At 42.3% G+C, this 26354-nt stretch carries 24 protein-coding genes; 15 read left to right on the forward strand and 9 right to left on the reverse strand.

The window, feature by feature from the left end:
* Window positions 1-56: 56 nt before the first annotated feature.
* Window positions 57-2030: a cytochrome-c peroxidase gene (locus RMZ43_RS10410; protein WP_322654069.1), complete on the reverse strand. Its 1974-nt coding sequence runs from the start codon at window positions 2028-2030 to the stop codon at window positions 57-59.
* Between the two features lie 362 nt (window positions 2031-2392).
* On the opposite strand from RMZ43_RS10410, the gene RMZ43_RS10415 reads away from it, so the two are divergent.
* Window positions 2393-2956: a GNAT family N-acetyltransferase gene (locus tag RMZ43_RS10415; protein ID WP_322654068.1), complete on the forward strand. Its 564-nt coding sequence runs from the start codon at window positions 2393-2395 to the stop codon at window positions 2954-2956.
* A 202-nt stretch (window positions 2957-3158) separates the two neighbouring features.
* Window positions 3159-5777, forward strand: a complete 2619-nt coding sequence (ppsA, locus tag RMZ43_RS10420; protein ID WP_322654067.1) for a phosphoenolpyruvate synthase — start codon at window positions 3159-3161, stop codon at window positions 5775-5777.
* A 210-nt stretch (window positions 5778-5987) separates the two neighbouring features.
* On the opposite strand, the gene RMZ43_RS10425 is transcribed toward ppsA, so the two are convergent.
* Window positions 5988-7241: an RNA polymerase sigma factor gene (locus RMZ43_RS10425; RefSeq protein WP_322654066.1), complete on the reverse strand. Its 1254-nt coding sequence runs from the start codon at window positions 7239-7241 to the stop codon at window positions 5988-5990.
* A gap of 667 nt (window positions 7242-7908) precedes the next feature.
* Between RMZ43_RS10425 and RMZ43_RS10430 the strand changes: the two genes are divergently transcribed.
* Both RMZ43_RS10430 and RMZ43_RS10435 read left to right on the forward strand, forming a co-directional pair.
* On the forward strand, window positions 7909-8319 hold the full coding sequence (locus tag RMZ43_RS10430; RefSeq protein ID WP_322654065.1) for a VOC family protein: 411 nt from the start codon (window positions 7909-7911) through the stop codon (window positions 8317-8319).
* Between the two features lie 73 nt (window positions 8320-8392).
* Window positions 8393-8800, forward strand: coding sequence for a VOC family protein (locus tag RMZ43_RS10435; RefSeq protein WP_322654064.1), 408 nt, complete (start codon window positions 8393-8395; stop codon window positions 8798-8800).
* 201 nt (window positions 8801-9001) lie between these two features.
* Here RMZ43_RS10435 and RMZ43_RS10440 read toward each other — a convergent pair whose 3' ends face one another.
* The 5 genes from RMZ43_RS10440 to RMZ43_RS10460 form a co-directional block, all read right to left on the reverse strand.
* Window positions 9002-9460, reverse strand: coding sequence for a cupin domain-containing protein (locus RMZ43_RS10440; protein ID WP_322654063.1), 459 nt, complete (start codon window positions 9458-9460; stop codon window positions 9002-9004).
* A 153-nt stretch (window positions 9461-9613) separates the two neighbouring features.
* A complete protein-coding gene (locus RMZ43_RS10445; RefSeq protein WP_322654062.1) occupies window positions 9614-12010 on the reverse strand; it encodes a glycoside hydrolase family 15 protein in 2397 nt (798 codons plus the stop codon).
* A gap of 49 nt (window positions 12011-12059) precedes the next feature.
* On the reverse strand, window positions 12060-12998 hold the full coding sequence (locus RMZ43_RS10450) for a cation diffusion facilitator family transporter (RefSeq protein ID WP_322649631.1): 939 nt from the start codon (window positions 12996-12998) through the stop codon (window positions 12060-12062).
* On the reverse strand, window positions 12988-13125 hold the full coding sequence (locus RMZ43_RS10455; RefSeq protein WP_322649630.1) for a hypothetical protein: 138 nt from the start codon (window positions 13123-13125) through the stop codon (window positions 12988-12990). Before RMZ43_RS10455 ends, RMZ43_RS10450 begins: the two co-directional genes overlap by 11 nt.
* A 38-nt stretch (window positions 13126-13163) precedes the next feature.
* Window positions 13164-13976, reverse strand: coding sequence for an SDR family oxidoreductase (locus RMZ43_RS10460; protein ID WP_322649629.1), 813 nt, complete (start codon window positions 13974-13976; stop codon window positions 13164-13166).
* A 528-nt stretch (window positions 13977-14504) separates the two neighbouring features.
* On the opposite strand from RMZ43_RS10460, the gene RMZ43_RS10465 reads away from it, so the two are divergent.
* From RMZ43_RS10465 to RMZ43_RS10505, 9 genes are all read left to right on the forward strand, one after another.
* Window positions 14505-14999: a DUF2231 domain-containing protein gene (locus RMZ43_RS10465; protein WP_322649628.1), complete on the forward strand. Its 495-nt coding sequence runs from the start codon at window positions 14505-14507 to the stop codon at window positions 14997-14999.
* Complete coding sequence (locus RMZ43_RS10470) at window positions 14996-15589, forward strand: DUF2231 domain-containing protein (RefSeq protein WP_322654061.1); 594 nt, start codon at window positions 14996-14998, stop codon at window positions 15587-15589. Before RMZ43_RS10465 ends, RMZ43_RS10470 begins: the two co-directional genes overlap by 4 nt.
* A gap of 24 nt (window positions 15590-15613) precedes the next feature.
* Window positions 15614-16528: a cytochrome c oxidase subunit II gene (locus RMZ43_RS10475; RefSeq protein WP_322654060.1), complete on the forward strand. Its 915-nt coding sequence runs from the start codon at window positions 15614-15616 to the stop codon at window positions 16526-16528.
* Window positions 16518-18194, forward strand: coding sequence for a cytochrome c oxidase subunit I (locus RMZ43_RS10480; protein ID WP_322654059.1), 1677 nt, complete (start codon window positions 16518-16520; stop codon window positions 18192-18194). The genes RMZ43_RS10475 and RMZ43_RS10480 overlap by 11 nt, the downstream gene beginning before the upstream one ends.
* Before the next feature lie 46 nt (window positions 18195-18240).
* Complete coding sequence (locus RMZ43_RS10485; RefSeq protein ID WP_428850718.1) at window positions 18241-18903, forward strand: cytochrome c oxidase subunit 3; 663 nt, start codon at window positions 18241-18243, stop codon at window positions 18901-18903.
* 38 nt (window positions 18904-18941) lie between these two features.
* Window positions 18942-19187 (forward strand): hypothetical protein, encoded by a 246-nt coding sequence (locus tag RMZ43_RS10490; protein WP_322654057.1) that lies wholly within the window; start codon window positions 18942-18944, stop codon window positions 19185-19187.
* Between the two features lie 460 nt (window positions 19188-19647).
* Window positions 19648-19944, forward strand: coding sequence for a hypothetical protein (locus tag RMZ43_RS10495; protein ID WP_322654056.1), 297 nt, complete (start codon window positions 19648-19650; stop codon window positions 19942-19944).
* 172 nt (window positions 19945-20116) lie between these two features.
* Window positions 20117-21484 (forward strand): NAD(P)/FAD-dependent oxidoreductase, encoded by a 1368-nt coding sequence (locus tag RMZ43_RS10500; RefSeq protein ID WP_322654055.1) that lies wholly within the window; start codon window positions 20117-20119, stop codon window positions 21482-21484.
* An 85-nt stretch (window positions 21485-21569) separates the two neighbouring features.
* On the forward strand, window positions 21570-22529 hold the full coding sequence (locus RMZ43_RS10505; RefSeq protein WP_322654054.1) for a VOC family protein: 960 nt from the start codon (window positions 21570-21572) through the stop codon (window positions 22527-22529).
* Window positions 22530-22552: 23 nt separating this feature from the next.
* On the opposite strand, the gene RMZ43_RS10510 is transcribed toward RMZ43_RS10505, so the two are convergent.
* Both RMZ43_RS10510 and RMZ43_RS10515 read right to left on the reverse strand, forming a co-directional pair.
* Entirely contained in the window at window positions 22553-23119 is a 567-nt protein-coding gene (locus RMZ43_RS10510) for a DoxX family protein (protein ID WP_322654053.1), read from the reverse strand.
* Window positions 23116-24021, reverse strand: a complete 906-nt coding sequence (locus RMZ43_RS10515) for an SMP-30/gluconolactonase/LRE family protein (protein ID WP_322654052.1) — start codon at window positions 24019-24021, stop codon at window positions 23116-23118. The genes RMZ43_RS10510 and RMZ43_RS10515 overlap by 4 nt, the downstream gene beginning before the upstream one ends.
* A gap of 587 nt (window positions 24022-24608) precedes the next feature.
* Here RMZ43_RS10515 and RMZ43_RS10520 point away from each other — a divergent pair.
* Window positions 24609-26183 (forward strand): GMC family oxidoreductase, encoded by a 1575-nt coding sequence (locus RMZ43_RS10520; RefSeq protein WP_322654051.1) that lies wholly within the window; start codon window positions 24609-24611, stop codon window positions 26181-26183.
* A 14-nt stretch (window positions 26184-26197) separates the two neighbouring features.
* Window positions 26198-26329: a DUF1622 domain-containing protein gene (locus RMZ43_RS10525; RefSeq protein ID WP_322649617.1), complete on the forward strand. Its 132-nt coding sequence runs from the start codon at window positions 26198-26200 to the stop codon at window positions 26327-26329.
* Window positions 26330-26354: the final 25 nt, after the last annotated feature.

A 26354-nucleotide genomic window follows, 5' to 3' on the forward strand; every position in this document is an offset into this window, starting at 1 on the left:
TTTTTCACTTATCTCCCCCTGCTCTGATACCTAAAGCGACAAAATCAAATTGCTAGTTAGTTTAGGAAATTTGGAGTACCTTTACCACCATTCTTACCAACCGCAGGAATTTCTACTAGGTTATCGGCAGCTTTGCCAGTACCATCATTGGCAACAAACATAGAGTTACCTAAATGTCCATTAGGAACGAACAGTTGCGGGTGGTCAAAGGGCGCTTTCTCAGAGACAACTCGCTCATCAGTGAGTCCTTTCAGGAAAGCCACCAAGTCATCTTTTTCAGTTTCGCTTAATCCCAATGGGCGGAGAACCCCGTCTTGGCGGAAATCTCCACCACGATTATAGAAGTCCACCACTTGTGGCAAAGTCAAATAGCCACCATTGTGGAAGTAAGGAGCTGTGAGTTCTATATTGCGTAGTCCAGGAACCTTAAACTCTCCGTCTGCAACTACTGTGTCATTGGAACTAACTGTAACATTGGGGCTTGAACCAAGAAGTAGTGGGAATTTCCCCAAAGCAGCGACCCGCGACTCCGAAAGCGGATTACCAAATGGATCTTGACCACCAGCACTGATGTCTTCTAGGGTGGGTCTAACACCAATATTGAAGTAACCTTTGTCCGAAACGGTTCTGGGAGTGGTGGTAGTGGCTCTAAGTCTTTGGTTCTTGACACTGCTAACCGAGGCGCTGGTGAGTTCCAACCCACTATGGCAGAAGATGCAGGCAGCTTTACCCTCGAATAGTTGTTTGCCTCGTTGCTGCTGCACGGTGAGGGCGGTGGTGTTTCCTTCTAAGAAGCGATCGTAGGGCGTATCGTTGGCAATGAGTGTAGACTCGTACAACTGAATTGCAAGCCCAAAGAATAGCGAGAAGTTATAATCCAACAGCCTGTACTCATTGGTTTGGGAAGAGTTATCAGCCTTGTTGACAAAAGTCCGTTTACCTTCAGCATCAACTTGGATGAGTTGATTAGAGTTCCACCACTCTGGCTTAAAGGCATCTTTAATCAGATTCTCGTAGGTTATATCCTTGAGTCCGGGTTGAGGATATCCACTGTCTGCACCTAAAACGCTGTCTTGTGGATGCACAATCTGTTTGCCTAGTGGTGTCAGTCCAGATAACTTTTGTCCCAAGACTCTGGGGAGCTTTGTACCCCCGATTGACAGAATATTTTCCAGCGAACCTAGCGAGTTGTTGACAAATATAAATTTGCTGAGGTCAATTTGACCAAACTTATTACCAATTTCTTGAAAAGTGCGACCATCAGCAGACGACTCGAAGGAACTGAGTGGCGGGCCGACCGCCTGGGAAGCCAAAGACGAATTATTCAGGCTGACTTTGACAAATTTAAGCTGATTTGGGTTTTCTGCTTTCGCTACAGAGGCGTTAGGGTCTCTTAAACCGAAGGGATTCACCCCATTAAAGATATCTTGTGCCCTTCCATCCCAGAAGTTGCGGAAGTTGAATGCTGCATTAATTACGGTTGGCGTATTACGCGGCTGGACGCGGCGCACATTGATACCTGCCACTTTAAATACTGGATCTGGCTCACTTGTTTCTAGGTCTCTTGAGCTACCAGGTATAACACCAACAAATTTTGTATTTGCGACTCCTTGAGAGGAGCTAACATCGTTACTGTCAGATACCACAGTCGCAGAATCATTTGGATTTGACAGCTTGTGAAAGGGAAAATCTTCTTTTCTTAGCTGGTAGTTTGGCGCACCGCCTATATTAAAAATTATATCTGGATTCTCTGTACGGTCAGGGTTAATTCGCAAAAGCCCAGGAGCAATCTGATTTATGGATCTATTGTCGGCTCCAGCATGGAAGTGGCAAGTAGCACAGGAGGTCACTCCATCGCTCCCAACTTGTATATCCCAAAAAAGAGTCTTTCCTAACTTGATTGCAGCTGCTTTGTTTTTGACAAATTCTCCAAGATTGTCAGGTTCTGGAACCGATACGCTCTTGAGCGAAACTGAAGACGACCCCGTAACCTGCGCGGATACACTATTTCCAGCGATTACTGCTACCATAATAATTACAGCAATTGCTATAGTCTTGGAAAATCTTGTTCCTAGTTGGTTAAGCTTGCCAAAGTTAAGCCTCCACCATTGGCAGTTTATTTTTCTCATCAAAGATTTGAGCAAAATTCGACCTCTTGAGGTCAGTAGGAAGTAAATTGATAAGCCAGTAATAAAGGTTACTAAGCTTATTATTGGTATAATTCCCATGAGTTTTGTCATTAAATAACACCGAAACATCCCACAATGGTTACGTAATGCCAGATCAAGTAAATCTCAATTAATGCTCGTCAAGCAAGTACCCGTATAACTTACATTGGGCACACAAGTTTTATGCAGAACCAGCTAATTGTTTACAAAAGTTTATAAAAAATATGGCAACCATTTATGGGCGATCGCAAGCGGACGAGGCTTGTGTAATGATGATTAATCTACGCCCCGCCACCCTTGCTGACTTGAACCTGCTGCAATACTGGGATCAACAACCTCATGTCATTGCCTCAGATCCCAACGATGATTGGTATTGGGAGGTAGAACTGAGTCGCAATCCTGACTGGAAAGAGCAACTAATTGCCCAGATCAAGGGTCGTCCCATTGGATGTGTCCAAATTATCGATCCAGCGCGTGAGGAAAGCCGTTATTGGGGCGATGTTGCACCGGATCTTCGTGCCATTGATATCTGGATTGGCGAAGAAACAGATTTGGGCAAAGGCTACGGCACAAAAATGATGCAGCTTGCCCTAGCTCGATGTTTTGCCGACCCGCGTGTGACGACTGTCCTCATCGATCCACTTGCCAGCAATACTCGCGCTCACCGCTTCTATGAACGTCTTGGCTTTCAATTTGTTGAACCACGAAGGTTTGGCAACGATGACTGTTTTGTTTATTGCCTGAACCGAGCAGATTGGCATCCTGAAAACACGATCACATCGCCATAACGGCAGCTAGTGAGCGATACCTTCTCCTGTCGGAGACGCTTTGCGTAGCTTGCTTCCCCGCAGGGGTAGGTACACTTCTCTACGAGAGGCTACGCCAACGTAAACGCTGCATAACAACGCCCATGCACACCGACCGTCGAGAGTCGAGCGGTTGTGATGCAGTCAAAATTACCAAAGTATAATTGCCAAAGGAGCGAAACTGATGAGTTCATTTGTGCTTTGTTTTCAAGATATTGATAAAACAAAACTCAAACTTGTCGGGGGTAAAGGCGCGAACCTGGGGGAACTTACCAGGATTGAAGGAATCTACGTACCGGATGGCTTTTGTATTTCTACTGAAGCTTTTAAAAGAATCATTGGGGAAACGTCGTCGATTAACCAATTACTCGATCGGTTATCGCTTCTTAAGGTGGAAGACCGAAAAAAAATCGGTGAACTTAGCGGTGAGATTCGCTCTTTCATTGAAGGGATAAACATTCCTCAAGATATTAATGAAGAGATCGCCCGCCTCCTCTCTAGGCTTGGAGAAAAAAATGCCTATGCAGTACGATCCAGCGCAACTGCTGAGGATTTACCGACAGCCTCTTTTGCAGGTCAGCAGGATACGTATTTGAACATTATCGGTAAAGAGGCAATCTATCAGCATATCAGCAAGTGCTGGGCATCGCTATTTACCGAGAGGGCAGTAATTTACCGCCAATTATACGGCTTCGACCACCGTAAAGTCCACCTATCTGTGGTTGTTCACAAGATGGTCTTTCCGCAGGTGGCAGGAATTTTGTTTACTGCCGATCCCGTCACTTCTAATAGGAAGGTGTTATCCATTGATGCTAGCTTCGGACTTGGAGAAGCCTTGGTCTGTGGTCTGGTGAATGCTGATATCTATAAAGTGTGTAACGGTAAAGTTATCGATAAAAAGATATCCACCAAGAAACTGGCTATTTACGCCTTAAAAGATGGCGGTACGAAAGAACAGGAGATTGAGCAACAGAGGCAGAATAGGCAAGCACTGACAGACGAGCAGATTGTACAGCTTGAGCGCATCGGTAGAAAGATTGAAAAACATTTCGGCTGCCCCCAGGACATCGAATGGTGTTTGGTGAATGACACATTTCATATTGTCCAGAGTCGCCCCATTACGACTTTATATCCCATTCCTGAAGCGAATGATGAAGAAAATCACGTCTATGTATCTGTCGGTCATCAACAAATGATGACTGACCCAATCAAACCATTGGGATTGTCTTTATTCCAGTTAACAGCTGCTCGACCCATGTATAAAGCTGGTGGAAGGTTGTTTGTTGATATCACACCCGATCTGGCTTCACCTGTTAGAAGAGAATTTATAGTAGATGTTTTGGGAAAATCCGATCCGCTCATAAAAGACGCACTTATGACCATCATAGAGCGAGGAGATTTTATAAAATCGTTACCAAATGATCAAAAAGAACTGAGTCCCGGTAAAAGCAATAAAGGTATATCGCCTGCGGATTTTCAAACACAAATTGAATACGATCCGGCGATCGTTCCCGATTTGATTGGGCGTAGTCAAACCTCGATAGACGAGTTAAAACAGAACATCCAGACGAAATCAGGAGTGGATCTAATTGATTTTATTCTGGAAGACACCCAGAAATTAAAGAAGAGTTTATCCGATCCACAAAGTTTTGGTGTAATTATGACTGCTATGAATGCTTCATCATGGCTCAATGAAAAAATGCAGGAGTGGTTAGATGAAAAAAACGTAGCAGACAAGCTTTCTCAATCTGTACCCAACAATATTACTTCCGAAATGGGACTGGAACTATTGGATGTTGCGGATGTGATTCGTCTTTATCCTGAAATAATTGATTATTTACAACAGGTAAAAGATGACAACTTTCTGGATGAACTGATTCAGTTTGAGGGTGGACAGTCAGCTAGGGACGCTATCTATGCTTACCTCAACAAATACGGAATGCGATGTGCCGGTGAGATCGATATTACAAGACCTCGTTGGAGTGAAAAACCAATGACGCTTGTCCCCATAATTCTCAGTAATATCAAAAACTTTGAGCCTGGTGCTGGCGATCGCAAATTTGAGCAAGGGCGACAGTCAGCTTTGAAAAAAGAACAAGAGTTATTAGATCGATTGCAGCAATTACCGGATGGTAAACAAAAGGCTGAAGAGACAAAACGAATGATTAACCTAATTCGGAATTTCATCGGTTATCGTGAATATCCAAAATACGGCATAGTTAATCGCTACTTCGTTTATAAGAAAGCTTTACTCAAAGAAGCCGAACAACTCGTACAAGCGGGCGTTATTCATGAAAAAGAAGATATATATTATCTCACTTTTGAAGAACTTCGCGAAGTCATACTCACAAATAAACTTGATTACCAGATTATCAGCGAAAGAAAAGACGAGTACAAATTATTTGAAAAACTAACTCCCCCTCGTGTGATCACGTCTGATGGCGAAATCATTACAGGTCGGTACAAACGAGAAAATCTCCCTGCCGAAGCTATTATAGGTCTGGCTGTTTCCTCCGGAGTTATAGAGGGACGAGCGCGTGTCATCTTAAACATGGAAGATGCCGAGCTAGAAGATGGAGATATATTAGTCACCTCCTTTACTGACCCTAGCTGGACACCATTGTTTGTATCCATAAAAGGTCTAGTCACCGAAGTTGGTGGACTGATGACTCATGGAGCAGTTATCGCGCGTGAATATGGCTTACCAGCAGTTGTTGGAGTGGAGAATGCTACCAAGCTGATCGATGACGGACAGAGAATCCGGGTTAATGGAACGGAAGGCTATGTAGAAATCCTATATTAAAGCGAAAATTACTTTCATTGGATTTTAAATATTGAGGATTAATCTTTCTGTTAAGGTGGTAGCCTAACAATTCATTCAAGCCGCTCGGTGCTGAACGATTCATCCGACACATTTTCACTCATACTAGTTGTGCAAATGCTTACCGCTCCACACAAGCAGCTACCTTATTCTATAATCTAATAATTTTTTGCACGTCCGGCGATGCTGGACTTAGGGCTGAACTGAGCGCAACCGACGCTCTAAAAAGCGGCGTTCGCTATCATTAGTGACGAGAACGAGCGCGATCGCGTAGCTCTGTGCGGCTTCTTGGGAGGCTCCGATACGGCGCAGCAGATCGGCACGGGTGGCGTGAAATAGATGGTAGTCATTAAGTTGAGGGGCAAGCCCATCGACGAGTCCAAGCGCGGCCTGAGGACTGTCTAGCATTGAGATTGCCACCGCGCGGTTGAGTGAAACAATCGGCGAAGGCTGCAAGCCCTCGAGCAAATCGTAGAGGTGGACAATTTGCAACCAGTCTGTTTCTTGTGCCTGTGCTGCCTGACAATGTAGTGCTGCGATCGCTGCTTGCACTGCAAACGAACCAATCTCGCCTCGCAGTGCTTCTTCAACGAGCGGCAATGCCTCAGAAATCTGCTGTTGGTTCCAGGTACGACGATCCTGATCTTCGAGCAACACCAGATCGCCCGCCTCATCCAAACGGGCATCGCGCCGAGAGTCGTGCAGCAACATCAGCGCAACCAGGGCAGTGACTTCTGAGGGCGGTTGTGGTGCCATCAACGTCCTCACTAGGCGACCCAGCCGAATCGCTTCTGTGCAGAGGTCAGCCCTGACCATCGTCTCGCCCCTAGTCGCCGCGTAGCCTTCGTTGAAAATGAGATAGATCGTTGTCAGGACTGCATCTACCCGCACAGACAGATCGTTCGTATCTGGCACTTTATAGGGAATACCTGCATCCCTAATCTTGCGCTTGGCACGCACCAGCCGTTGCGCCATCGTTGCTGTGGGCACTAGAAACGCCCGTGCAATTTCTTCTGTCTCAAGCCCGCCCAGCATCCGCAGTGTCAAAGCAACCTGCGCCTCGATGGACAGTGCAGGATGACAACAAGTAAAGATCAGCCGCAGTCGCTCGTCTGGAATTTCATCGGTGTTGTAGGTAGGCTCCTGGCTTGTTGGGATTAACCCAGATGCACTGTACCATTCTAATTTTTCTGTTAGCCGCGTCCGGCGGCGGAGGCGATCAATGGCTTTATATCGAGCTGTTTTAATAATCCACGCGCGGGGGAGATCGGGAATACCCGTGGATTGCCACTGATTCACGGCAGCGATAAAAGCTTCCTGTGCCGCCTCTTCAGCTACATCGAAATCCCCAACCAGCCGGATGAGCGTGGCAACAATCCGACCCCACTCGGTGCGATAAATGGAGGCGATCGCGATTGTTACATCTGATTGTGCGTTTGAAGTCATAGCTGACGTCAGAAAAAATTTTACCAGAGGTGTCGATTTAAGCAATTGCCGTTCGACTTACTCACAAAAGGAAAGAACACAGTTAAAGCTTGATTGTATCTAAAAGATAAAAAAATTTTACTAGAGGTGTCGATTTAAGCAATTGTCGTTCGACTTAATTACAAAGGGAAACAACGGAGGCAATTCAATGAAATATGTACTGCTGATTTACCTGGAAGAAAATGCCATGAGCCAAACCGAGCGGTAAGACTGTTATGTGAAATCCGCGCAACTGGCACAGCAACTCAATTCAAAAGGGCAATATCTAGCCACTGCCCCGCTTCACCCTGTAGCGACTGCAACCAGCATCCGAGTGCGTGATGGTAAATCTCTAGGCAACAAGGTAAATGGCAGGTTGTGCATGAACATTGTTCCGTCCCCTTCGAGCCGCAAACATCTCAAGCTGTCCTCACGCTAGTAGTGTACCAACCCAAAATTGCTACGTGGAGGTAAGCAAGGGAGCAGGGGGGCAGGGGAGCAGGGGAGCAGGGGAGAACGAACAATTGCAGTAAGTCTTTCCCCCCTGCCCCTCTGCCCCTCCGCTCCTCTGCTGACCACAACGCTTGCGTTTCCTTGGCAGACTACTAGACGTATAGCCCAATCTACTGAATTTATCTTAGGAGCCTTCATGAAAATTAATCCTTATCTCATGTTCAACGGCAACTGTGAAGCAGCATTCAAGTTTTATGAGCAATGTCTGGGCGGCAAAATCGTCATGATGCTGACCCACAAAGATGCACCCTCAGCAGAACATGTGCCCGCCCAATGGCATGACAAAATCATGCATGTCTGCCTCGATTTGGGCGATCGCCTCTTGATGGGGTCTGATAGCCCACCTGGATATTTTGAAACACCCCAAGGCTTCTACGTGCAAATCAGCGTTGACGAGCCAGAAAAAGCAGAATGTATCTTTCATGCCTTGGCAGAAAACGGAAAAGTGAAGATGCCGATCGAGCAAACCTTCTGGTCTGTCCGCTTTGGCATGTTGGTTGATCAATTCGGTATTCCCTGGATGGTCAACTGCGAACAGGCGGCTTGACTTCTTATTACCAAAGGTGCTTACGAACTTTTTCGCTGATCTTTCACTGTGCAAAATTCAAAAGGATAAATCCATGAGTACTCAAATTTTCGTTAATCTGCCAGTCAAAAACCTCAATCAATCGATCAAGTTCTTTACTCAACTCGGCTTTGAGTTTAATCCTCAATTCACTGACGAAACTGCCACCTGCATGATTGTGTCTGAAAGTATCTTTGTCATGCTTTTAACGCATGAAAAGTTTAAAACGTTTACTCCCAAAGAAATTTGTGATGCCACAAAAAGCACAGAAGTTCTTGTGTGTTTATCTTCTGATAGCCGAGAACAAGTCGATGAAATGGTTCGCCTTGCTGTCGCCGCCGGTGGAACAACCTATAATGAACCCCAAGATCACGGTTTTATGTATGGACATGGATTTGCTGACTTAGATGGCCATATTTGGGAAATTATCTACATGGAGCCAAGCGCAATAAATCAAGGTTGAAAATGTGATGTTTGAGGAATTAATTCTTAAACTGGTCTGCACTAAATTCAACTTTTTCACACCATCCACTTAGTCTACTTTCACGTCCTCTAGAAGGATAGAAATTTTGGATAGCGATGTCAGGTGAAGAAACTAGAAGCAACAGCAAACTTTTTAATAAGATGATGGTTAGGAGCGATCGCTACTAACCCAAGTTTCGAGTTACTTAAAACGGCAGGATTGCTCTATAGTCGGAGTCTCTTCAAGCTGTACCATTATCAGAACAGCTGGCGCATCGCCTACTGTTCCAGATAAGTGACCCTTATTACCTTGCGCGTCCGCTTTCGTACCCTGATCTTCTCCAAATGAAATTTCGCCAGGGCCCATCTCTACTCGCTGTCCGTCCATAGTCTCCACAAACCAACGTCCCGATAGAGGGATGATCCACTGTGGTTTAGGGTTCTCATGCCAGTTACCAACCCATCCTACAGGTAGCACAGTAAAGGTGATTGTAGCACCAGACTGCTTCAAATTAGAAAGCCACTGTGGTGAGGTATCGGGGGCTATGCCTTTTTCCATGAAGTCTTCAATTTGACAACGAGATTGGTGACTTATACCGTCGTTGTCAGTCCAGACGTGCCAGTATTCAATTGTTGGTTTGGGTGATGAGTTATTTTGCATAATAATGGCTCTTTCTGATCCTAAATGTATTGAAAGGCGAATTATAAATAGCACTTACGCACGAGTAACAGAAAACGAATTATAGAGGGCGCAGAGGTCACGGAAAAATGAGAGTTTTAGAGGGTTTTTGCGTAATTCCTAATTAATTAGGAATTACAAAATTCTAACTGTATAGTTATGTCCTTCCCATTTGCTGCTTTCAATCCAGAAAAAGGTAAAGTTGATTGGTTGTTCCTGATTATCAGAAATAGCAATATCTACAAAATCAACTCCTAATTTTGTAGAAGTAGCAGGTGTATTTTTTACGGTTTGCCAATTATCATCTGACCAGTGCAACTGAAAAGATGCTAAAGCGTGAATTCGCAATGTATAACCTTTTTTAACTTTGTCTATTTGTCGGTTAAACTTCCACATTTCAAATGATTTACACTTTCGTCTTTCACCTAGATATCGATTTGCCACCTCTGGAATCAAATCAAATACCTGTCCATCATTATTTGACCGTAGCAGCTTGATATACTCTGCGTGCGCCCACATTAAAGGCATGGCGGAACCTGTTGGTTTTCCTAAATACAGATGGTTTTCAGGTTTATCTGTTTCATCCCAAACCTGTTCGGGTAGTAAGCAAGTATCTGATGCGAATCCTTCCATCGCCTTGATATATGTTTTGACATCGCCGCCAACAGCTAATTCATAATGTCCCCGTTCTCCTGTTAAGAGAGGCCAAGCGCGTCCCTTACCATAACTAGTATAAGGACTGCCGTCTTCTTGCTGGCCGTAACCGTCGTGGTTGTAACGATGCCAACAAGGCCCAGCAGGTGTATCAACTTTTAAAACTGCGTCAATTACTTTGACAGAATCAATAATAATCGGATCATCAGGTTTGCGAATTCCATAGCGTACTAATTGTAAAAACCCAGCATCAACAATTTCCTTCGCGGGAAATTCTGACGGTTCACCAGGTGGTTGACTGCTAATAAAAAGAGTTCCTTGGTTAGGATTTTCGTTAGGTTGAGAATTATTTATATCTGTAGGAGTAATCCGAATGTAATGGCGTTTGATGCCAGGAACTAAAGTTCCTTCAGTAGTAACTGTCCAAGCTTCAATGTGAGATTCTAAAAAATCAGCGTATTCTTCTATAAACTCTGCTGTTACTTCATCTCCACGTTCACGAACAAATTGAGCAGCACAAATTAAGGCGGCAATATTAGATGCTAATGTTGATGGTGAATAACCACTATTTTCTTCCCAGCGTTCTTGTTGGGTAGCTGGGCCGTGACGAATTAAATAACCAGCCGCCCGCAAAATCATCGGATAAATATCAAAATTTAAACAAGTTTTTTGCTGGTGCAATAGCCATGCTAACAGAATGGGAAATGCCACCTCGTCAAGCTGGATACCTGTCCAATAAGGTTTACCATCAACCCAGAAATTTTGGGGAAAACCACCATCTTCCTGCTGACTAGTGGCGAGATAAATTAGCGATCGCACTGCTGTATCTGTTTCCCCAGCAGCCACCAAACCTGATACACTGCTAACCATATCCCGCGTCCAGACAAGGTGATATCCTCCTTGATCTTGGTCGTCTTTGGCTTCACCCCAAGGGATAGCCAGAGATGCAATTAATGCACCTGGATAGGTTTTGTCTTCATGTGCTAACAACAGACTAATGCTGTTGTGATACAACTTACCTTGATCATAAGAACTATTTTCTAATGAGTGGATGCCGTTGCGCGATCGCTTCCACTGTTCGTCATATTGCTGCTTTTGCTTTTCAAAAGGAATATTGAGTGATTGAAACAGTGTAGAAATTGCATTATGCAGATTTGTCCCAAATGCCAAGCCTAAAGTAAACTCTTTAGTACTATCTAAATTTAGTTCCCCAGTTAAAGCAAGGTTGCCATCTACAGCACTATCAAACTCCCAATCCATCTGAAAATTATCAGCTAAATCTGTCCAACCATCACTTTCACCAACGTAGCCACAAGAAAGACGAGTAAAGGGAATTGTTGCACCCAACGCCAGCCATGTTCCTTGTTTCTCGGCTGTGATAATTCGATGTCCAGCAACTTGTACAGCGTAACCATTATTACCTGTACCTCCAACTTCCAGATGCGGCGCACACAGAACGTATAACTGGAGTTGGGAAATAAAATCGCTATCTCCTGTTAACTTTGTATGTTGTAAAATACAGGATAAATGCGGGTCAGCAATTACTTCTTTGATTACAGCATAACGCCCTTGGGGATCGGAATTAGTGATGCGATATCCTAAACCATGAGTCCACATCGGTTCAACTTTTAATTCGAGATGACGTTTCTCTTCGTGAAAAAAGCTTTTTCCATCAGAAATTAGATACTGTAAATCCCGAACTTGGGGTTTATCTACTGTGGGATGGTAGACTTCGGTAATAATACCATTCCAGATAGTAAACCAAATGTTACTAGAGGTAGAGTAAGCTGTTCCTACTCCATCTTTATTAGCATGAGTCCATCGAGGCTCGATACCAGGTGAGCCAAAAGCCTGTCCTTGACTAAGAATTTTTACCATAATTTTTGTCCAGTTCAGTGCTGTGATTGATATTTATTTGATTAAAAAATTATTGAGAATTTTGAGAATATTTGCGAGATGCAGTTAATGATTTAGCTTCAATAAAAATTTGTTTGATCTCAGGATGCTTTTGGCTAATTTTTGCTTCTAAACTTTCTACAGTTAAGGCTATTTCCTCACCTGTAAGATTGTGAGAAAATTGAATTTCTAAGTTAAGTAATACTTCTTTGGGAGCAAGTTGCATTGTTAGCACTCGGATAACCTCTTTCACTCCTGGTTCTGTTTTTGACAAAGAACGGATATTAGCTATAGTTTGAGGATCGGCGCTTTCACCAACTAACAATCCTTTACTTTCTCTTGCTAGTACTACTGCGACTATAGCTAAGATAATGCCAATAATAATTGAAGCGATACCGTCAAAATAAACATTATTAAATAGATGTCCTAAAAATATTCCGATTAAGGCAACGAATAAACCTAAAATTGCGGCAGTATCCTCAAATAATATTGTAATTACTGTAGGATCTTTACTATTTTTGATTGCTTGCCAAAAATTTTGTTTACCCTTAGTCGGCAAAAACTCTTTTAAAGCTACAGTCCAAGAATAACCTTCAAATAATATTGCTAAACTTAACACAATATAATTCCATGTTGGGTCTTCTAAAGGGCTGGGATGAATTAAATGAGTAATTCCTTCATAAATTGACATCCCGCCGCCAAGGGCAAAGATGAGGATAGCAACGATAAAAGTCCAGAAATAAAGTTCTAGACCGTAACCAAAGGGATGGCGATCGTTTGCTGGCTTTTGGCTTCTTTGAATTCCCAGCAAAAGTACTAATTGATCGCCAGTATCTACCACCGAATGAATCCCTTCAGATATCATGGCGGAACTACCAGTAATGGAGGCGGCGATAAATTTAGTAATAGCGATCGCTAAGTTAGCCCCCATCGCCGCGTATATAGTTTTATTAGATGAATCATTTGCCATGATTGTAAATATTAGCTTCTAAATCGGTTAAAAAATCTGGTAGATTTGGCTGTACTTTCAACTGTTGTTTTGCAGCATCAGCTTTGAGTCCTAAAATAGTACAAAAAGTTTTCTGGTTATTTTTCAATCCCAGTTACAAAACTTAAATACGAATTACGAATTATCTTAACCATTGTCTGTAAAACCTGGATACAAAGTCATTCCACCATCTACAAATAGCGTTGTACCGTTGACATAATCAGAGTCATCAGAAGCCAACCAAACTGCTGCTTTGGCGATGTCTTCTACATCTCCCACACGTTTCGCTGGAATTAGTTTTAGTAAATTTGCCTCTGCTTCTGGGGTATCCCAAGCTGATTTATTAATTGGGGTTTTGATTGCACCAGGAGCAATACTATTAACCCGAATTTTGTGAGGAGCAAGTTCTTGGGCAATACTTTGCATCATCATATTAATACCACCCTTACTCGTAGCATAATTAACATGACCAGCCCAAGGAATTACCTGATGTACGGAACTCATACAAATAATCTTACCTGCCGCACATGAAATATCAGGCTTCACACCTCGCCGCAAAAATTCCTTTGCAGCTTCCCTAGCACATAAGAATTGTCCCGTTAGATTTATCCCAATCACTGCATTCCATTGATCGAGAGTCATATCTATAAATGCTGAGTCTTTTTGAATGCCTGCATTACTTACTAAAATATCAATAGTGCCAAATTGTTTAAGGGTTTGGCTGAACATTGCCTTTACTTGGTCTTCTTTGCTGACATCGGCTTGTATGGCAAAAGCTTCACCATTAGCAGCTTTGATATCATCAACAATTTTTTGGGCTGATTCAGCTTCAGAACGGTAGTTGATAGCTACTGCTGCACCTGACGCAGCCAAATAGCGAGCGATCGCTTCACCAATTCCAGAACTAGCACCTGTCACAAGTGCTTTTTGACCTTTAAGCAGATAAGGGGAATAACTCATAATACTTTTTCAGAATTTTTGCTATGTATTTTCATTTGCAAAGTTTGAGGATAGCTGATATTGAAAACTTATGATTGAATCCAAATTGAAGCAAGCTGTTCTACATTGAAATGAAATTTTTATACCAATTACACGTTTTGCTTATGTGTTTAATTTTTGACAGTTATTTTTGTGATTCTGGCATTACTTTAGAGGTTTGCAAGAATTAACGCTTCTAGCCATTGGAATAATAAATATCTCTACCGAAAGAACTATAAAAATTTCATCACGATTTCATTATTGGATGAAATCTTTAAAGGATGAAGTCAGTTGCATGTCTTTCTTAGGTGGGAGATAGATTTTATATAATTTAAATTTTTTGATATTAATTTATTTATACAAGAGTTTGATTAATGACAAGTAACCATTTACTAAAGTGATTGATTAATCTTGTAGAGATGGATATTTTTAGGCGTGTATGATTATTGATGATAAAATTCAATGGATTTCTTTAGTAATCACCGATCCTGATACCCCAAGGAACAAGCGATGTCTGCCTTACCTCTTAATAGCCAGAATTTACCATACCCCGATCCTTTGCACCCAATTATCGTTCACTTTGTGATTGCGATGGTGTTTTTTTCTTTCTTCTGTGATGTTCTAGGCTATTTCACCCGCAACACGCGTTTGTTTGAGGTGAGTTTCTGGAATATGTTTGTTGCAGCGATCGCAATTTTCATTGCAATTATCTTTGGTCAATTTGAAGCAGGACTAGCACAAGCCCAGAAAGCAGCCCAGTCAACACTGAATTATCATACCGTCTTGGGTTGGTCACTGGCGGCGATTGTTGCGGCGATCGCAGCTTGGCGTTTTGTGATTCGCAACCGCAATCCCCGAAAAGTACCACCTGCTTACTTGGGGGCTGCAACATTGTTAGTCTGCCTAGTGTTTTTGCAAGTGTATTTGGGGAGTAAACTGTTTTGGGTGTATGGATTGCACGTTGAGCCTGTAGTTCAAGCCATGAAACAGGGAGTTTCACCATGAACCCGCAACTGATTGAGCAGTTGAGATTACGGTTGGGCGCTAACGGATTACCTTATGAGATTCCTATACATCCGCAGTTAGTACATCTAACCCTTGGTTTATTTATTATTGCCATTCTTTTTGATATAGCAGGAGTGCTGTTTTCTTTAGAAAAACCAATTTTCAAATTTTTGGGATTGGCTACTATCCGTTCTAGCTTTTTTGATGTCGGCTGGTACAACCTCATAGCAGCAGCAGCAATTACATTTTTTACGGTTGCGGCTGGTTTTTTTGAGCTACTTTTGGCAAATCCACCAGTCGATCAAAAGAGTGCTTGGGGGTTGAGTCCTGGTTGGACGATGCTTTTACATGGTTTGGGTGGCGTTTTGCTGTTGGGGATCATTGTCGCCATGACTGTATGGAGAGGTTTACAACGCTATCGCTGGCGTCAGGATGCTTCTAGACAAGTGCAGTGGAGTTACTTGTTAGCAGGGATTGCGATGCTAGGCATATTATTCGTCCACGGAACATTGGGAGCGCATTTGGGAGAAGAGTTTGGGATTCATGTTACTGCTGCTAATACCATTTCTAAAAATGTTTACAACAAATAATTAAACGAGAATTTATTGAATTTTATGTTTAGTGTTTTTGAATATGTATTAATAGCGGTTTATGTAGCAGTGTTGCTCGTCGTCAGTCGGTGGATTGGGCAACAGGCGTTTTCTTGGATGCCTCCGCAAGCTACAGCAGAAGCACAACGGGTAGATGATTTATTTAGCTTCTTAGTCTCAATTGGAGCATTTATCTTGCTTGGGCTGGTTGGCGTTATGGTTTATGCGATCGCATTCCATCGCGCTCCTCCAGAAGATTACACCGAGGGACACCCCTCTAGAGGTGATGCGAGGCTAGAAATATTGTGGACAGCAACCCCAACTTTGTTGGTAGTGTGGATTGCTTTCCAAAGCTTCAATATTTATCAGCAGTTAAATATTTTAGGTTTAACCGAAATCGTGCATTTGCACACACCCATAGAATCTGCCTCCGCCGCAACCATCAGCGATGTCCCCAAACCTGCATCTGAAACTATTGATGTTCTCGTTAAGCAGTGGGATTGGTCTTTTCGTTATCCAAATAATGTTACAAGCAATCAACTACATCTGCCTATTAATCAAAGCACTCGCTTAAATCTGCAAGCGCAGGATGTAATTCACGGTTTTTACGTCCCTGAGTTTCGCTTAAAGCAGGATATTATTCCAGGGCGCGACATTGATATTGTACTAACACCCATTCGCTTAGGCAAATATCGGTTGAAAGATTCTCAATTTAGCGGTACTTACTTTGCCTTAATGGAAACGGATGTATACGTTGAATCCCTTGATCAATACAATCAGTGGCTCACGCAAACTGCTAATAGCGAACAAAACCCTGTCAATCAGGCGGTTGCCGAAAATATCCAACCACCAAAAACATTGTTTAATAGCGGCTGGTACACCGTCACACCTGCTCAACCTGGTATTGCCAATAAAAGGAAGCTAAATAATGACACATGATTTTAGTCAAGATATTACCGGGGATCGAGAATCGAAAAATTATCAGAACCAAGAGGGTAATAATTGGCGGGAATATTTTAGTTTCAACACCGATCATAAGGTGATTGGAATTCAGTATATGGTGATGACCTTCATGTTTTTCCTGATTGGCGGGCTGTTGGCGATGCTGATTCGGGCTGAGTTACTCACCCCAGAATCAAATTTGGTTGATCGCCCACTTTATAACGGTTTGTTCACCATGCACGGGACAATCATGATTTTCCTGTGGATTATTCCCTTCAATGCAGGGCTTTCTAATTACTTAGTGCCACTTATGATTGGAGCGCGGGATATGTCTTTTCCCTTGCTCAACGCCATCTCTTTTTGGATTTTGCCACCCGCAGGTCTTTTACTACTATCTAGTTTCTTCCTCCCAAACGGCACTGCACAATCTGGCTGGTGGTCTTATCCGCCAATTAGTCTGCAAATTCCAGGCGGTGAACTGATTAACGGTGAATTTATTTGGATAGTTAGCCTAGTTTTAATAGGCATCTCTTCCATCATGGGGGCTGTCAACTTTGTGACAACCATCTTTTGGATGCGGGCCCCAGGAATGACATTTTTTCGGATGCCTGTGTTTGTTTGGTCAGTTTTCAGCGCCCAGTTATTGCAACTGATTAATTTACCTGCCTTGACGGGTGCATTGATCCTGTTGTTGCTTGACCTATCCGTTGGCACACAATTCTTTAAACCGGATGGGAATGGCGATCCAATTATTTATCAACACCTATTTTGGTTCTACTCTCACCCAGCAGTTTATATCATGGCACTACCAGCCTTCGGTATTTTTGCTGAGGTTTTGCCTGCATTTTCTCGCAATCCTCTATTTGGTTATCGGTCAGTGGCGATCGCAACCTTGGGTATTGCTTTAATCAGCATCTTCGTTTGGGTACATCACATGTTCACCAGTGCCACCCCCGGTTGGATGCGGATGACCTTTATGGCTACCTCAATGTTAGTTGCCATACCCACTGGTATTAAAGCCTTCGCTTGGACTGCCACCATCTGGAGAAGCAAGCTACATCTAGAGACACCAATGCTGTTTGCGATGGGAGGTGCAGCCATGTTTATTTTTGGCGGTGTTACTGGTGTAATGCTTGCTGCCACGCCCTTTGATATCCACGTTAATAACACTTACTTTGTTGTGGGACACTTCCATTACATCGTTTTTAATACGATCACAATGGCAATCTTCGCGGCAATTTACTACTGGTTTCCCAAAATAACTGGAAGAATGTATGCTGAAGGTTGGGGCAAGTTACATTTTTGGCTGACCTTTATTCCTGCCAATATTACCTTCTTCTCTATGCACCCATTAGGTTTACAAGGAATGCTACGCCGAGTTTCTTCCTACGATCCGCAATATCAAGGATGGAACGTCATCGCTAGCTTGGCATCATTCTTACTAGGAGCATCCACACTGCCTTTTATTGCTAACATAGTAGGCTCTTGGCTTTACGGGCCGCGAGCAGTTGACAATCCTTGGCACGCTACTGGATTGGAATGGACAACCTCTTCACCACCTCCACGAGATAACTTTGAAGAGATTCCAACTGTAACCAGACCTCCTTATGACTACGGCAATCCAAAGTACTCAGTAATCGAAAATTCTAACAACATTGAGTAAGAAATTAGACCAATTTTAATTACGAATTACGAATTACGAATTACGAATTATGCGTCGCACTCATATAGATGAAAGTCCAATCCGTTTTGATTTGTGGCGGCGACGCTTGCCCAATTGGTTACAGCGCTTCTTACCAAGTGGTGGCGGTAGCCATGAAGATCATCATGGTAAAGGAATGTTCGGCTTTACGGTATTCCTGCTGTCAGAAAGTATCATTTTTTTGAGTTTTATCTTTACTTATGTAGCTCTACGACTGACTACTAAAAACTGGCTACCGCCCGGTATTTCGGGGCCGGAATTGTCTACACTTGTGGTTATTAATACGGTAGTATTGCTTTCTAGCAGCTTTGTTATTCAACCAGCAGAAAATGCCCTCAAACATAATCAACTCAATAAATTCCGTTGGCTATGGTTAATAACGATCGCAATTGGGAGTTACTTTTTAGTTGGTCTGCTAATTGAGTGGAAAAATCTCGACTTCAAAATTACTACAGGGTTAGTTGGTTCGACATTTTACTTACTAACAGGTTTCCACGGTCTACACGTTTTGGCTGGTGTTGTGCTTCAGATAATTATGCTGATTCGTTCATTCATCCCAGGCAACTATAATAAAACTCACTTCGGGACAAGTGCGACTACCCTTTTTTGGCACTTTGTTGATGTAGTTTGGGTCTTTCTATTCTCACTTCTCTACCTTTGGCGAACATAAAAACATTCAGAAACCACAGTTATTTAAGGAGTAATTTGATGAATTTATACTTGCAAGATATACCAGCTTCAGAACTCGCACCAAAAGCAGTACAGGGAACTCCAGCACCAGCTCAAGATCCACTAATTGCACGCGGATTACAAAAAGAGCAATATGCTGGCATTATTGGGCTAGCGATCGCTCTAATTGCTGCTGTGGGATTTTTTAGTCGCAGAGTCGAATATGCTATTGCTTTCGCTTTATTCCTCAGCGTCTTTTTAATTGCGTTATTTATATTCGTATAGCTAGCTAATTCGTCGCACCAAAGCTTACCCCTTAATAACGAAACCCCGGCACGAATTACAAAAGCAATTGCAAACTCTTTCAAACACAAGCTTTTTGGCTTTTATTTGTACCTTCATTTAAATTGTACACTAAGGCTGAAACGAGTATGGGGTAATCTTTCTAGCAATAGCATAGACTTCTTGGCATTTGTAGGGAAAAGGGGAAGGTGAGGTCCCCTCTGGGGATAAGGGGCGGGGGAAAAAGTTCTGTATCGTCCCCTTCTCCTTTAACCTTTACCCTTCTCCCTCTCTTGCAAAAGTGATTTTTGCAAGAGGTCTAGTACTTATTTGGTCAAGTAGGAAAAGTAGGAAAAGTAGGATGATTTTGTAGTAACCCTTGATTATCCTGTTAAGAAAGTTTAAATTAGCGGGTAATAAATGGTTAAATTCAAATATTGGGAATTAATGAACGAAGGAAGTTATGACAAACAACAAAATTGCCGACTTGGAAACTAGCTTGTTAGAAGAATTGAGTGATGCACAATCAATGCTAGTAGTAGGAGGAATTGGTAATGATAATGGTATAAACACTGTGAATGGTAATGGATCTGTTCAAATATACGCAAATCAAGTTAATGTCGGCGCCTCATCTCCTCAGCAGGGATTAATTCAAGGAAGTTTCAACCTCAACACACAAGAACCGAAAGGAGATGAACCCCTGTCAGGTGTATTAAATAACATACCAATTTTGTCTGGAAATGCTTCTCTCGGTAGCTGAAACGTAGATGGAATATAGCTAAATAAGAAATAATTTTTTATCTATAAAGAAAGTGGTCGCCATAGTCGATCGCTTTTTCTATTGGTAAAAGTTTAGACTTTTTTAAGTTTTACCTTACCAAAAGGAGTAATTATATAAAAGTGAGTTATGAATTTGGTAAAAGAGATATTTTATGAGCAACCCAGTTTATCAAACTGTGATTCTTGGTGGTGGCTTCACTGGCTTATTTACAGCCTTACACCTAGCTCACGAACATTATCCTCGCTCTGTAATTTTGATCGATCAAAACGAAAGCTTTTGCTTTAAGCCATTACTATATGAATATTTCGATGGCGAAATGGATAGCTTTCAGGTAGTTCCGCGTTTTTCGGAACTACTAAAAGGTAGTGGTGTCATCTTTGTGCAAGATACAGTGCAATCAATAGACTTGCATGAACGGGAAGTTAAATTAGCTTCGGGAAACTCATACAACTACAGTAACTTAGTCTTAGCTTTGGGTAGTGTTACTGCTTACCATCATCTTGAAGGTGCTAAAGAATACGCTTTTCCTTTTTGGACAGAAGCAGATGCGATCGCTCTTGACCATCATTTACGTGACTGTTTGCAAAAAGCTATCCAAACGGAAGATGTAGAACAACGCCGAAAACTATTAACAGCAGTCATAGTTGGTGGTGGTGCAAGTGGTGTAGAAATGGCAGCTACTTTAGCGGATCTTCTACCACATTGGTATAGTGCTTTAGGAGGCAATTCAAGTGAAATTCGGGTGATATTGCTTAATCATGGTCAAAAAATCCTTGATGGCGATATTAACGATCCACTACGCCCAATTGCGGAGAAAGAATTACAAAAACGCACTATACCAATTGAAATTCTGACGGGAGCAGAAGCCACTGCTATTCACCCTAACACAATTGAATATAAGAGTAATAATCAAGTTAACATACTGCCAGCATATACCACAATTTGGACTGCTGGTACTTCCATTCATCCACTGATTCAAGACTTACCAATTCCCAAAGAACATCGGGATCATCATAACCGTCCCCTAGTCACTCCTACTATGCGACTGCTCGACTTTCCAGAAGTTTTTGCAGGCGGTGATTGTGCAGCAGTTCAGGGTAGTTCACTACCACCTACAGCCCAAGTTGCTTATCAACAAGGAGCTAATATTGCCCAGAATTTGAAAGCGATCGCTCTAGGAGAAGAACTCAAACCTGTTAAGGTTAACATCCGAGGAACTCTCTTAAAATTAGGGTTAAATGATGCTGCTGCTAACATTTTCAATGTTTTTGAAGTTGCAGGCGAATCAGGGCATTTAATCCGTCAAGGCACTTATTTAACACTATTACCAACACCAATTCATGACTTTAAAGCAACAACAGAATGGGTGGATGAAGAGGTTTTCCATCAACACCTTGACCCTCATGATGTAGGTAAAAAAGTCGTGCAAGCAGTGGAAGTAGTTGGTGCAGGATTTTTAGGTGTTTTAGCTGCTAGAAAATTATTAAAAATATTGGGAGACGAGGATAAAAGTAGATAAGGAATAGAGAGTGGGAAAAAGTTTTTAACCTTTGACATAATCTCCTTTAACAGAATGTTAATTGTAAGTACAAAGGCTGTTAAGTATGTCTAGTCAAACCGATGTACAAGTACAAAGAATTAGAGCTATTGGTTTAACAGTAACAAACTGCGATCGCTCTTTGGATTTCTATACACAAGCACTTGCTTTTGAACTAGTTTCTGACATTACTGTTGAAGGAGAGGATTACAGCGATTTAGAAGGCGTACCTGGAGCAAAAATTCGCATTGTCACTTTACGATTAGGTGATGAACTTATCGAGTTGATGGAGTATCTTAATATTCAGGGTAAACCCATCCCCAGCGATTCACAAAGTAATGACCTGTGGTTTCAACATTTGGCAATTGTAGTGAGTGATATGGATCGTGCTTATGCTCACTTGCGTTCATTTCCCATTGAACCAATTTCAGTTGCTCCCCAGACAATACCACCTGAGAATGAAGCATCTGGTGGTGTCCGCGCTTTTAAGTTTAAAGACCCTGATGGTCATGATTTAGAGTTAATTTGGTTTCCGCCTGATAAAGGAAAAGATAAATGGCATCAAAATAGTCATCGCTTATTTTTGGGAATCGACCATAGTGCAATTGCTATTTCCAATACCGAGCAGAGTCTACACTTTTACTGCAACCTCCTGGGAATGCAAATTGATAGCCGCAGTCTCAACTGGCGTGCAACCCAATCTCGCTTGGATAATTTACCAGGAGCCGAAGTCAAAATTACAGCATTGCGACCTGTTCAAGATGGTATGGGAATTGAACTGTTAGACTATCTTGTGCCTGAAAAAGGTCGCCCAATGCCGAGTGACTGGAAAAGTTGCGATATTGCACATATCCAAATTGAGCTTGTTGTTAATAATCTTGAGCAGTTAGTAGATAAGCTACGGCGTAACAGAGTTCAGTTTGTATCGTCGCGGATTGTGCAGTTTGCAGATAGTACAAGTCCTTACCGCCAAGGTTGTTTAGTTAAAGATCCTGACGGACACGGAGTCTTGCTGATTGTGGAATAAGTCAATTGAAAGTTAAAAGCCTTTTATCGTCCAAAAATCGAAGCATCAAGCGAATAAGCACCAGGGCCTAAAACTGCGATCGCAATCAGCATAACGCAATACATAAACGCCTTTTCCCAACTTGGCGGTTCACCTTGTCCTAAAGCACCTTGATACTGATCTTGAGGAATTAAGTATGGATCTTGAGCTACAAAAGGCTTACTTCCAGTGATGTGCAAATATATTGCAAAAATCATTGAGCAGAGAATAGGCAAAGTTGCTAAGAGTGTGAGGAATCCAATAATCAGAAAAATTCCGCCACCTAACATCGATGCAGCTGATAAAAAGCAAAGAAAGACAGGCGTTTTTAGAGACTCAGCCCACCGTCGAAGATGCGTTATTTTGGGATAGCCGTGTAATATAAACAACCAGCCAACGCTAACTCTGAGAAGTAAAAGTGCCAATCCTGGGAATCCGTCAGGATACGCAGGAGAAAGTGAACTTAACAAGTGTGGACTTAACTGTGGGAAATTAAATGCAGCTAGTAAAAAAGCGAGTTCCTTCGGAATAGCCTGGCTTAACGCTACACCCAACCCAAATTGATAAATCATAGTTGTACACCACGGGTATTAAGGTCGATAACATATAACGAATGACCGGCTGTGATAAATAGGCGATCGCTTTCCTTACCACCGAAAGTCAGGTTAGCTGATGTCTCCGGTACAAAAATTTTTCCTAAGCGAGTTCCGTCGGGGGCGTATATCTGCACGCTATCTTGAGAACTAGTAAAAACATTGCCATGTTCGTCAACCCGCAGTCCATCCGGTTGTCCTGGCTCAATGACTGCAAATACACGCCCATTCTTTACATAGCCATCGGCCACAAACTCATAGACACGAATATAGTGAGGCCCCCCAGGAATATTAAACGCAGCTGTATCTGAAACATACAGCATGCTTTCGTCTGGACTGAAAGCCAACCCATTCGGGCGCACCATGTCTGTTACTACAGGATAAATCTCACCTGTTGCCGGGTCAAAGCGATATACGTAACTTCCGGGTTGTTCCTGTTCGCCGCCGTAACCTTGGTTTGGCTCGGTAATCCCATAAGGCGGATCGGTGAACCAAATTGTACCATCGCTTTTGACTACTAAATCATTTGGACTGTTCAGGCGTTTGCCTTGGTAGCGATCGACTAAAACCTTCCATTCACCATTGTCTTCGCGTCGGATGATAGCACGCAAACCAGAGGAACAGGCAACCAGACGACCCTCTAAGTCTCGGTAATTACCGCTTTGGTAATCAGATGGATCTCGTAAGACAGTCACATTGTCAGTGGGACTCCACCGCAACAGGCGATTGCCATGAGCATCACTCCATACAACACTGTCATCTTCGTGGAAGTAAACAGGCCCCTCGCTATGGACTGCACCGTTGGCAAGCTTTTGAAGTGAGACTCCTGGGCGTACAATAGCACGCAGGCGATCGTCATAAATTTCAATAGCTTCAGGCATAGAAATCTCCTGTTATTTAACTTGGCTACTGACGATAAATAGCAAGTCTAAAATAATATTAAAATTCTGTATATGTATATTAAATATCGTACAACAAAATGGGTATAAAATTCCTAGCTATTTTCATCAGTTCTTAAATCCAACATTGAAGTTAATTATCATAAACTTAATTCTTACTTTATTAATTTCCATTAATATTGAACCATATTTATAGAAGATTGCATTAAAAGACTATTTTTATTTCAAAATTAAATATGTTTTAACACAATCGAATTAATAGATTCATTAAAAATGCCAAACAAAATTTATTTACTCTTTTTGTAAATAGATTATATGGCTAATTCACACAATAGAAATAAAAAATGAAATTAAAATGAAATAATAATCTGTCTTTAGACATAAATAAATATTAATCCATTAGAGAGAAGCAATCTTTTAGTTGAAGCTTTAGTCTAAGCATAAGAATCTGTCTTTAGAGCTATTTAAATTTTGATAAAACTTATAAATTAATTTAAAATATTGCCAAATTAGTTTGTGGCATCAAAGAAATTAAACCGTAATTAATATGAAATTACTAATTATCAATTATGACTAGCATCACAGAACATTACGACATCATTATTATCGGTACAGGAGCTGGTGGAGGTACATTAGCCCACCGCCTTGCACCCACAGGTAAAAAAATTCTAGTATTGGAAAGAGGCGACTTTTTACCGAGAGAAAAAGCAAACTGGAATCCAGAGGAAGTCTATCAAAAACATCGTTACCATACTGATGAGCAATGGTATAACAAGGAAAATAAAGCGTTTAAGCCTCAGACAGGTTACTGGGTTGGCGGCAATACCAAACTCTACGGTGCAGCCCTAATTAGATTCCGGGAGCGAGATTTTGAAAAGGTAATTCATAAAGAAGGAATTTCTCCAGAATGGCCTTTGAAGTATCAAGACTTTGAGCCATACTACACCCAAGCAGAAAAGCTATATGACGTGCATGGACAGGAAGGAGAAGACCCTACCGAACCACCTCGCAGCGAACCATATCCTTATTCCCCAGTGAGTCATGAACCAGATATGCAGTCTCTTGCTGATGGCATTCGGGAACTGGGTTACTACCCATTTCATTTACCACTAGGATTAAAGCTCAATGAAAGCGATCGCCTAAATAGCCCCTGCATTCGCTGCGATACTTTTGACGGATATCCCTGTCTGGTACAAGCAAAAGCCGATGCTGATGTCAACGCCATTCGTCCGACTCGTGAAAAGTATACCAATGTTACTCTCTTAACTAACGCCAAAGTCTTGCGGCTACATACCAGTGAGTCGGGGCGAGAAGTGACGAAGGTAGAAACTGAAATTGCAGGAGAGCAACATTGGTTCACAAGCGATATTGTGGTTGTTGCCTGTGGTTCTGTCAACTCAGCTGCTTTGCTGTTACGCTCTGCTAATGACAAACATCCCAACGGATTAGCAAATAGTTCCGATCAGGTGGGACGGAATTTCATGAAGCAACTGGAAACGGCTATAGTTTCCATACATCTAGAGGTGAATCACGCCAACTTTCAAAAAACGATCGCTGTCAACGATTTTTACTGGGGAGAGCCAGATTTTCCTTATCCGATGGGCATGATTCAGAATACAGGTAATGTCCTAGCTGATATGATTCCCGGAGAAGCACCCCCACTAATGGCTCCATTTGTCAAGCTGATTCCTCATTTTGAGCGCCATTTGCTGGCCGAGCGATCAGTTGGCTGGTGGTTGCAAACAGAGGATTTACCAGATCCAAATAATCGGATTCGGGTAGTGGGCGACAAGATTCATGTTGACTATACACTGAATAATATTGAAGCAAGCGATCGCTTAATTCACCGATGGACATCTGTACTCAAATCAATCCCTGGTTCTGCTAAACACGTCTTGCCATTTAGCATTTATCCCCGCACTCATATACCAGAACAAGCAGTTGCTCATCAATGCGGTAGTTGTCGATTTGGCACAGATCCTAAAACCTCAGTCCTGGATCTCAATTGCCGTACTCATGATGTCGAGAATCTTTATGTTGTAGATAGTAGTTTCTTTCCCTCAAATTCGGGAGTTAACCCCACGCTCACGATTATGGCAAATGCTTTGCGCGTTGGCGATCTGCTTGCAGCAACGCTTCCTTAACGCATAGCTGAACGTTGGAATTTACTGTCGCCAGCGATATTTTACGGACAGCAGTAGCACCCACCCGCCAGGATATTTTGAATTTAGGAGCGATCGTTTTGCTGCGAACCTTGCTGAATTATTTCTTAGAGCGTTGGTTGGACTAGAACGCTTTGCTCTGTGGCTTCTGGT

Source organism: Nostoc sp. CmiVER01 (genome assembly GCF_034531135.2).
In the GTDB taxonomy this organism is placed as follows: domain Bacteria; phylum Cyanobacteriota; class Cyanobacteriia; order Cyanobacteriales; family Nostocaceae; genus Nostoc.

Coding starts and splice junctions, on each gene's coding strand:
- ppsA (WP_322654067.1), top strand. CDS start 3,159: ATGAGTTCATTTGTGCTTTGTTTTCAAGATATTGATAAAACAAAACTC.
- RMZ43_RS10445 (WP_322654062.1), bottom strand. CDS start 12,010: ATGGTAAAAATTCTTAGTCAAGGACAGGCTTTTGGCTCACCTGGTATC.
- RMZ43_RS10490 (WP_322654057.1), top strand. CDS start 18,942: ATGAATTTATACTTGCAAGATATACCAGCTTCAGAACTCGCACCAAAA.
- RMZ43_RS10435 (WP_322654064.1), top strand. CDS start 8,393: ATGAGTACTCAAATTTTCGTTAATCTGCCAGTCAAAAACCTCAATCAA.
- RMZ43_RS10515 (WP_322654052.1), bottom strand. CDS start 24,021: ATGCCTGAAGCTATTGAAATTTATGACGATCGCCTGCGTGCTATTGTA.
- RMZ43_RS10440 (WP_322654063.1), bottom strand. CDS start 9,460: ATGCAAAATAACTCATCACCCAAACCAACAATTGAATACTGGCACGTC.
- RMZ43_RS10475 (WP_322654060.1), top strand. CDS start 15,614: ATGTTTAGTGTTTTTGAATATGTATTAATAGCGGTTTATGTAGCAGTG.
- RMZ43_RS10410 (WP_322654069.1), bottom strand. CDS start 2,030: ATGGTAGCAGTAATCGCTGGAAATAGTGTATCCGCGCAGGTTACGGGG.
- RMZ43_RS10495 (WP_322654056.1), top strand. CDS start 19,648: ATGACAAACAACAAAATTGCCGACTTGGAAACTAGCTTGTTAGAAGAA.
- RMZ43_RS10465 (WP_322649628.1), top strand. CDS start 14,505: ATGTCTGCCTTACCTCTTAATAGCCAGAATTTACCATACCCCGATCCT.
- RMZ43_RS10460 (WP_322649629.1), bottom strand. CDS start 13,976: ATGAGTTATTCCCCTTATCTGCTTAAAGGTCAAAAAGCACTTGTGACA.
- RMZ43_RS10470 (WP_322654061.1), top strand. CDS start 14,996: ATGAACCCGCAACTGATTGAGCAGTTGAGATTACGGTTGGGCGCTAAC.
- RMZ43_RS10425 (WP_322654066.1), bottom strand. CDS start 7,241: ATGACTTCAAACGCACAATCAGATGTAACAATCGCGATCGCCTCCATT.
- RMZ43_RS10520 (WP_322654051.1), top strand. CDS start 24,609: ATGACTAGCATCACAGAACATTACGACATCATTATTATCGGTACAGGA.
- RMZ43_RS10430 (WP_322654065.1), top strand. CDS start 7,909: ATGAAAATTAATCCTTATCTCATGTTCAACGGCAACTGTGAAGCAGCA.
- RMZ43_RS10450 (WP_322649631.1), bottom strand. CDS start 12,998: ATGGCAAATGATTCATCTAATAAAACTATATACGCGGCGATGGGGGCT.
- RMZ43_RS10500 (WP_322654055.1), top strand. CDS start 20,117: ATGAGCAACCCAGTTTATCAAACTGTGATTCTTGGTGGTGGCTTCACT.
- RMZ43_RS10480 (WP_322654059.1), top strand. CDS start 16,518: ATGACACATGATTTTAGTCAAGATATTACCGGGGATCGAGAATCGAAA.
- RMZ43_RS10510 (WP_322654053.1), bottom strand. CDS start 23,119: ATGATTTATCAATTTGGGTTGGGTGTAGCGTTAAGCCAGGCTATTCCG.
- RMZ43_RS10505 (WP_322654054.1), top strand. CDS start 21,570: ATGTCTAGTCAAACCGATGTACAAGTACAAAGAATTAGAGCTATTGGT.
- RMZ43_RS10415 (WP_322654068.1), top strand. CDS start 2,393: ATGGCAACCATTTATGGGCGATCGCAAGCGGACGAGGCTTGTGTAATG.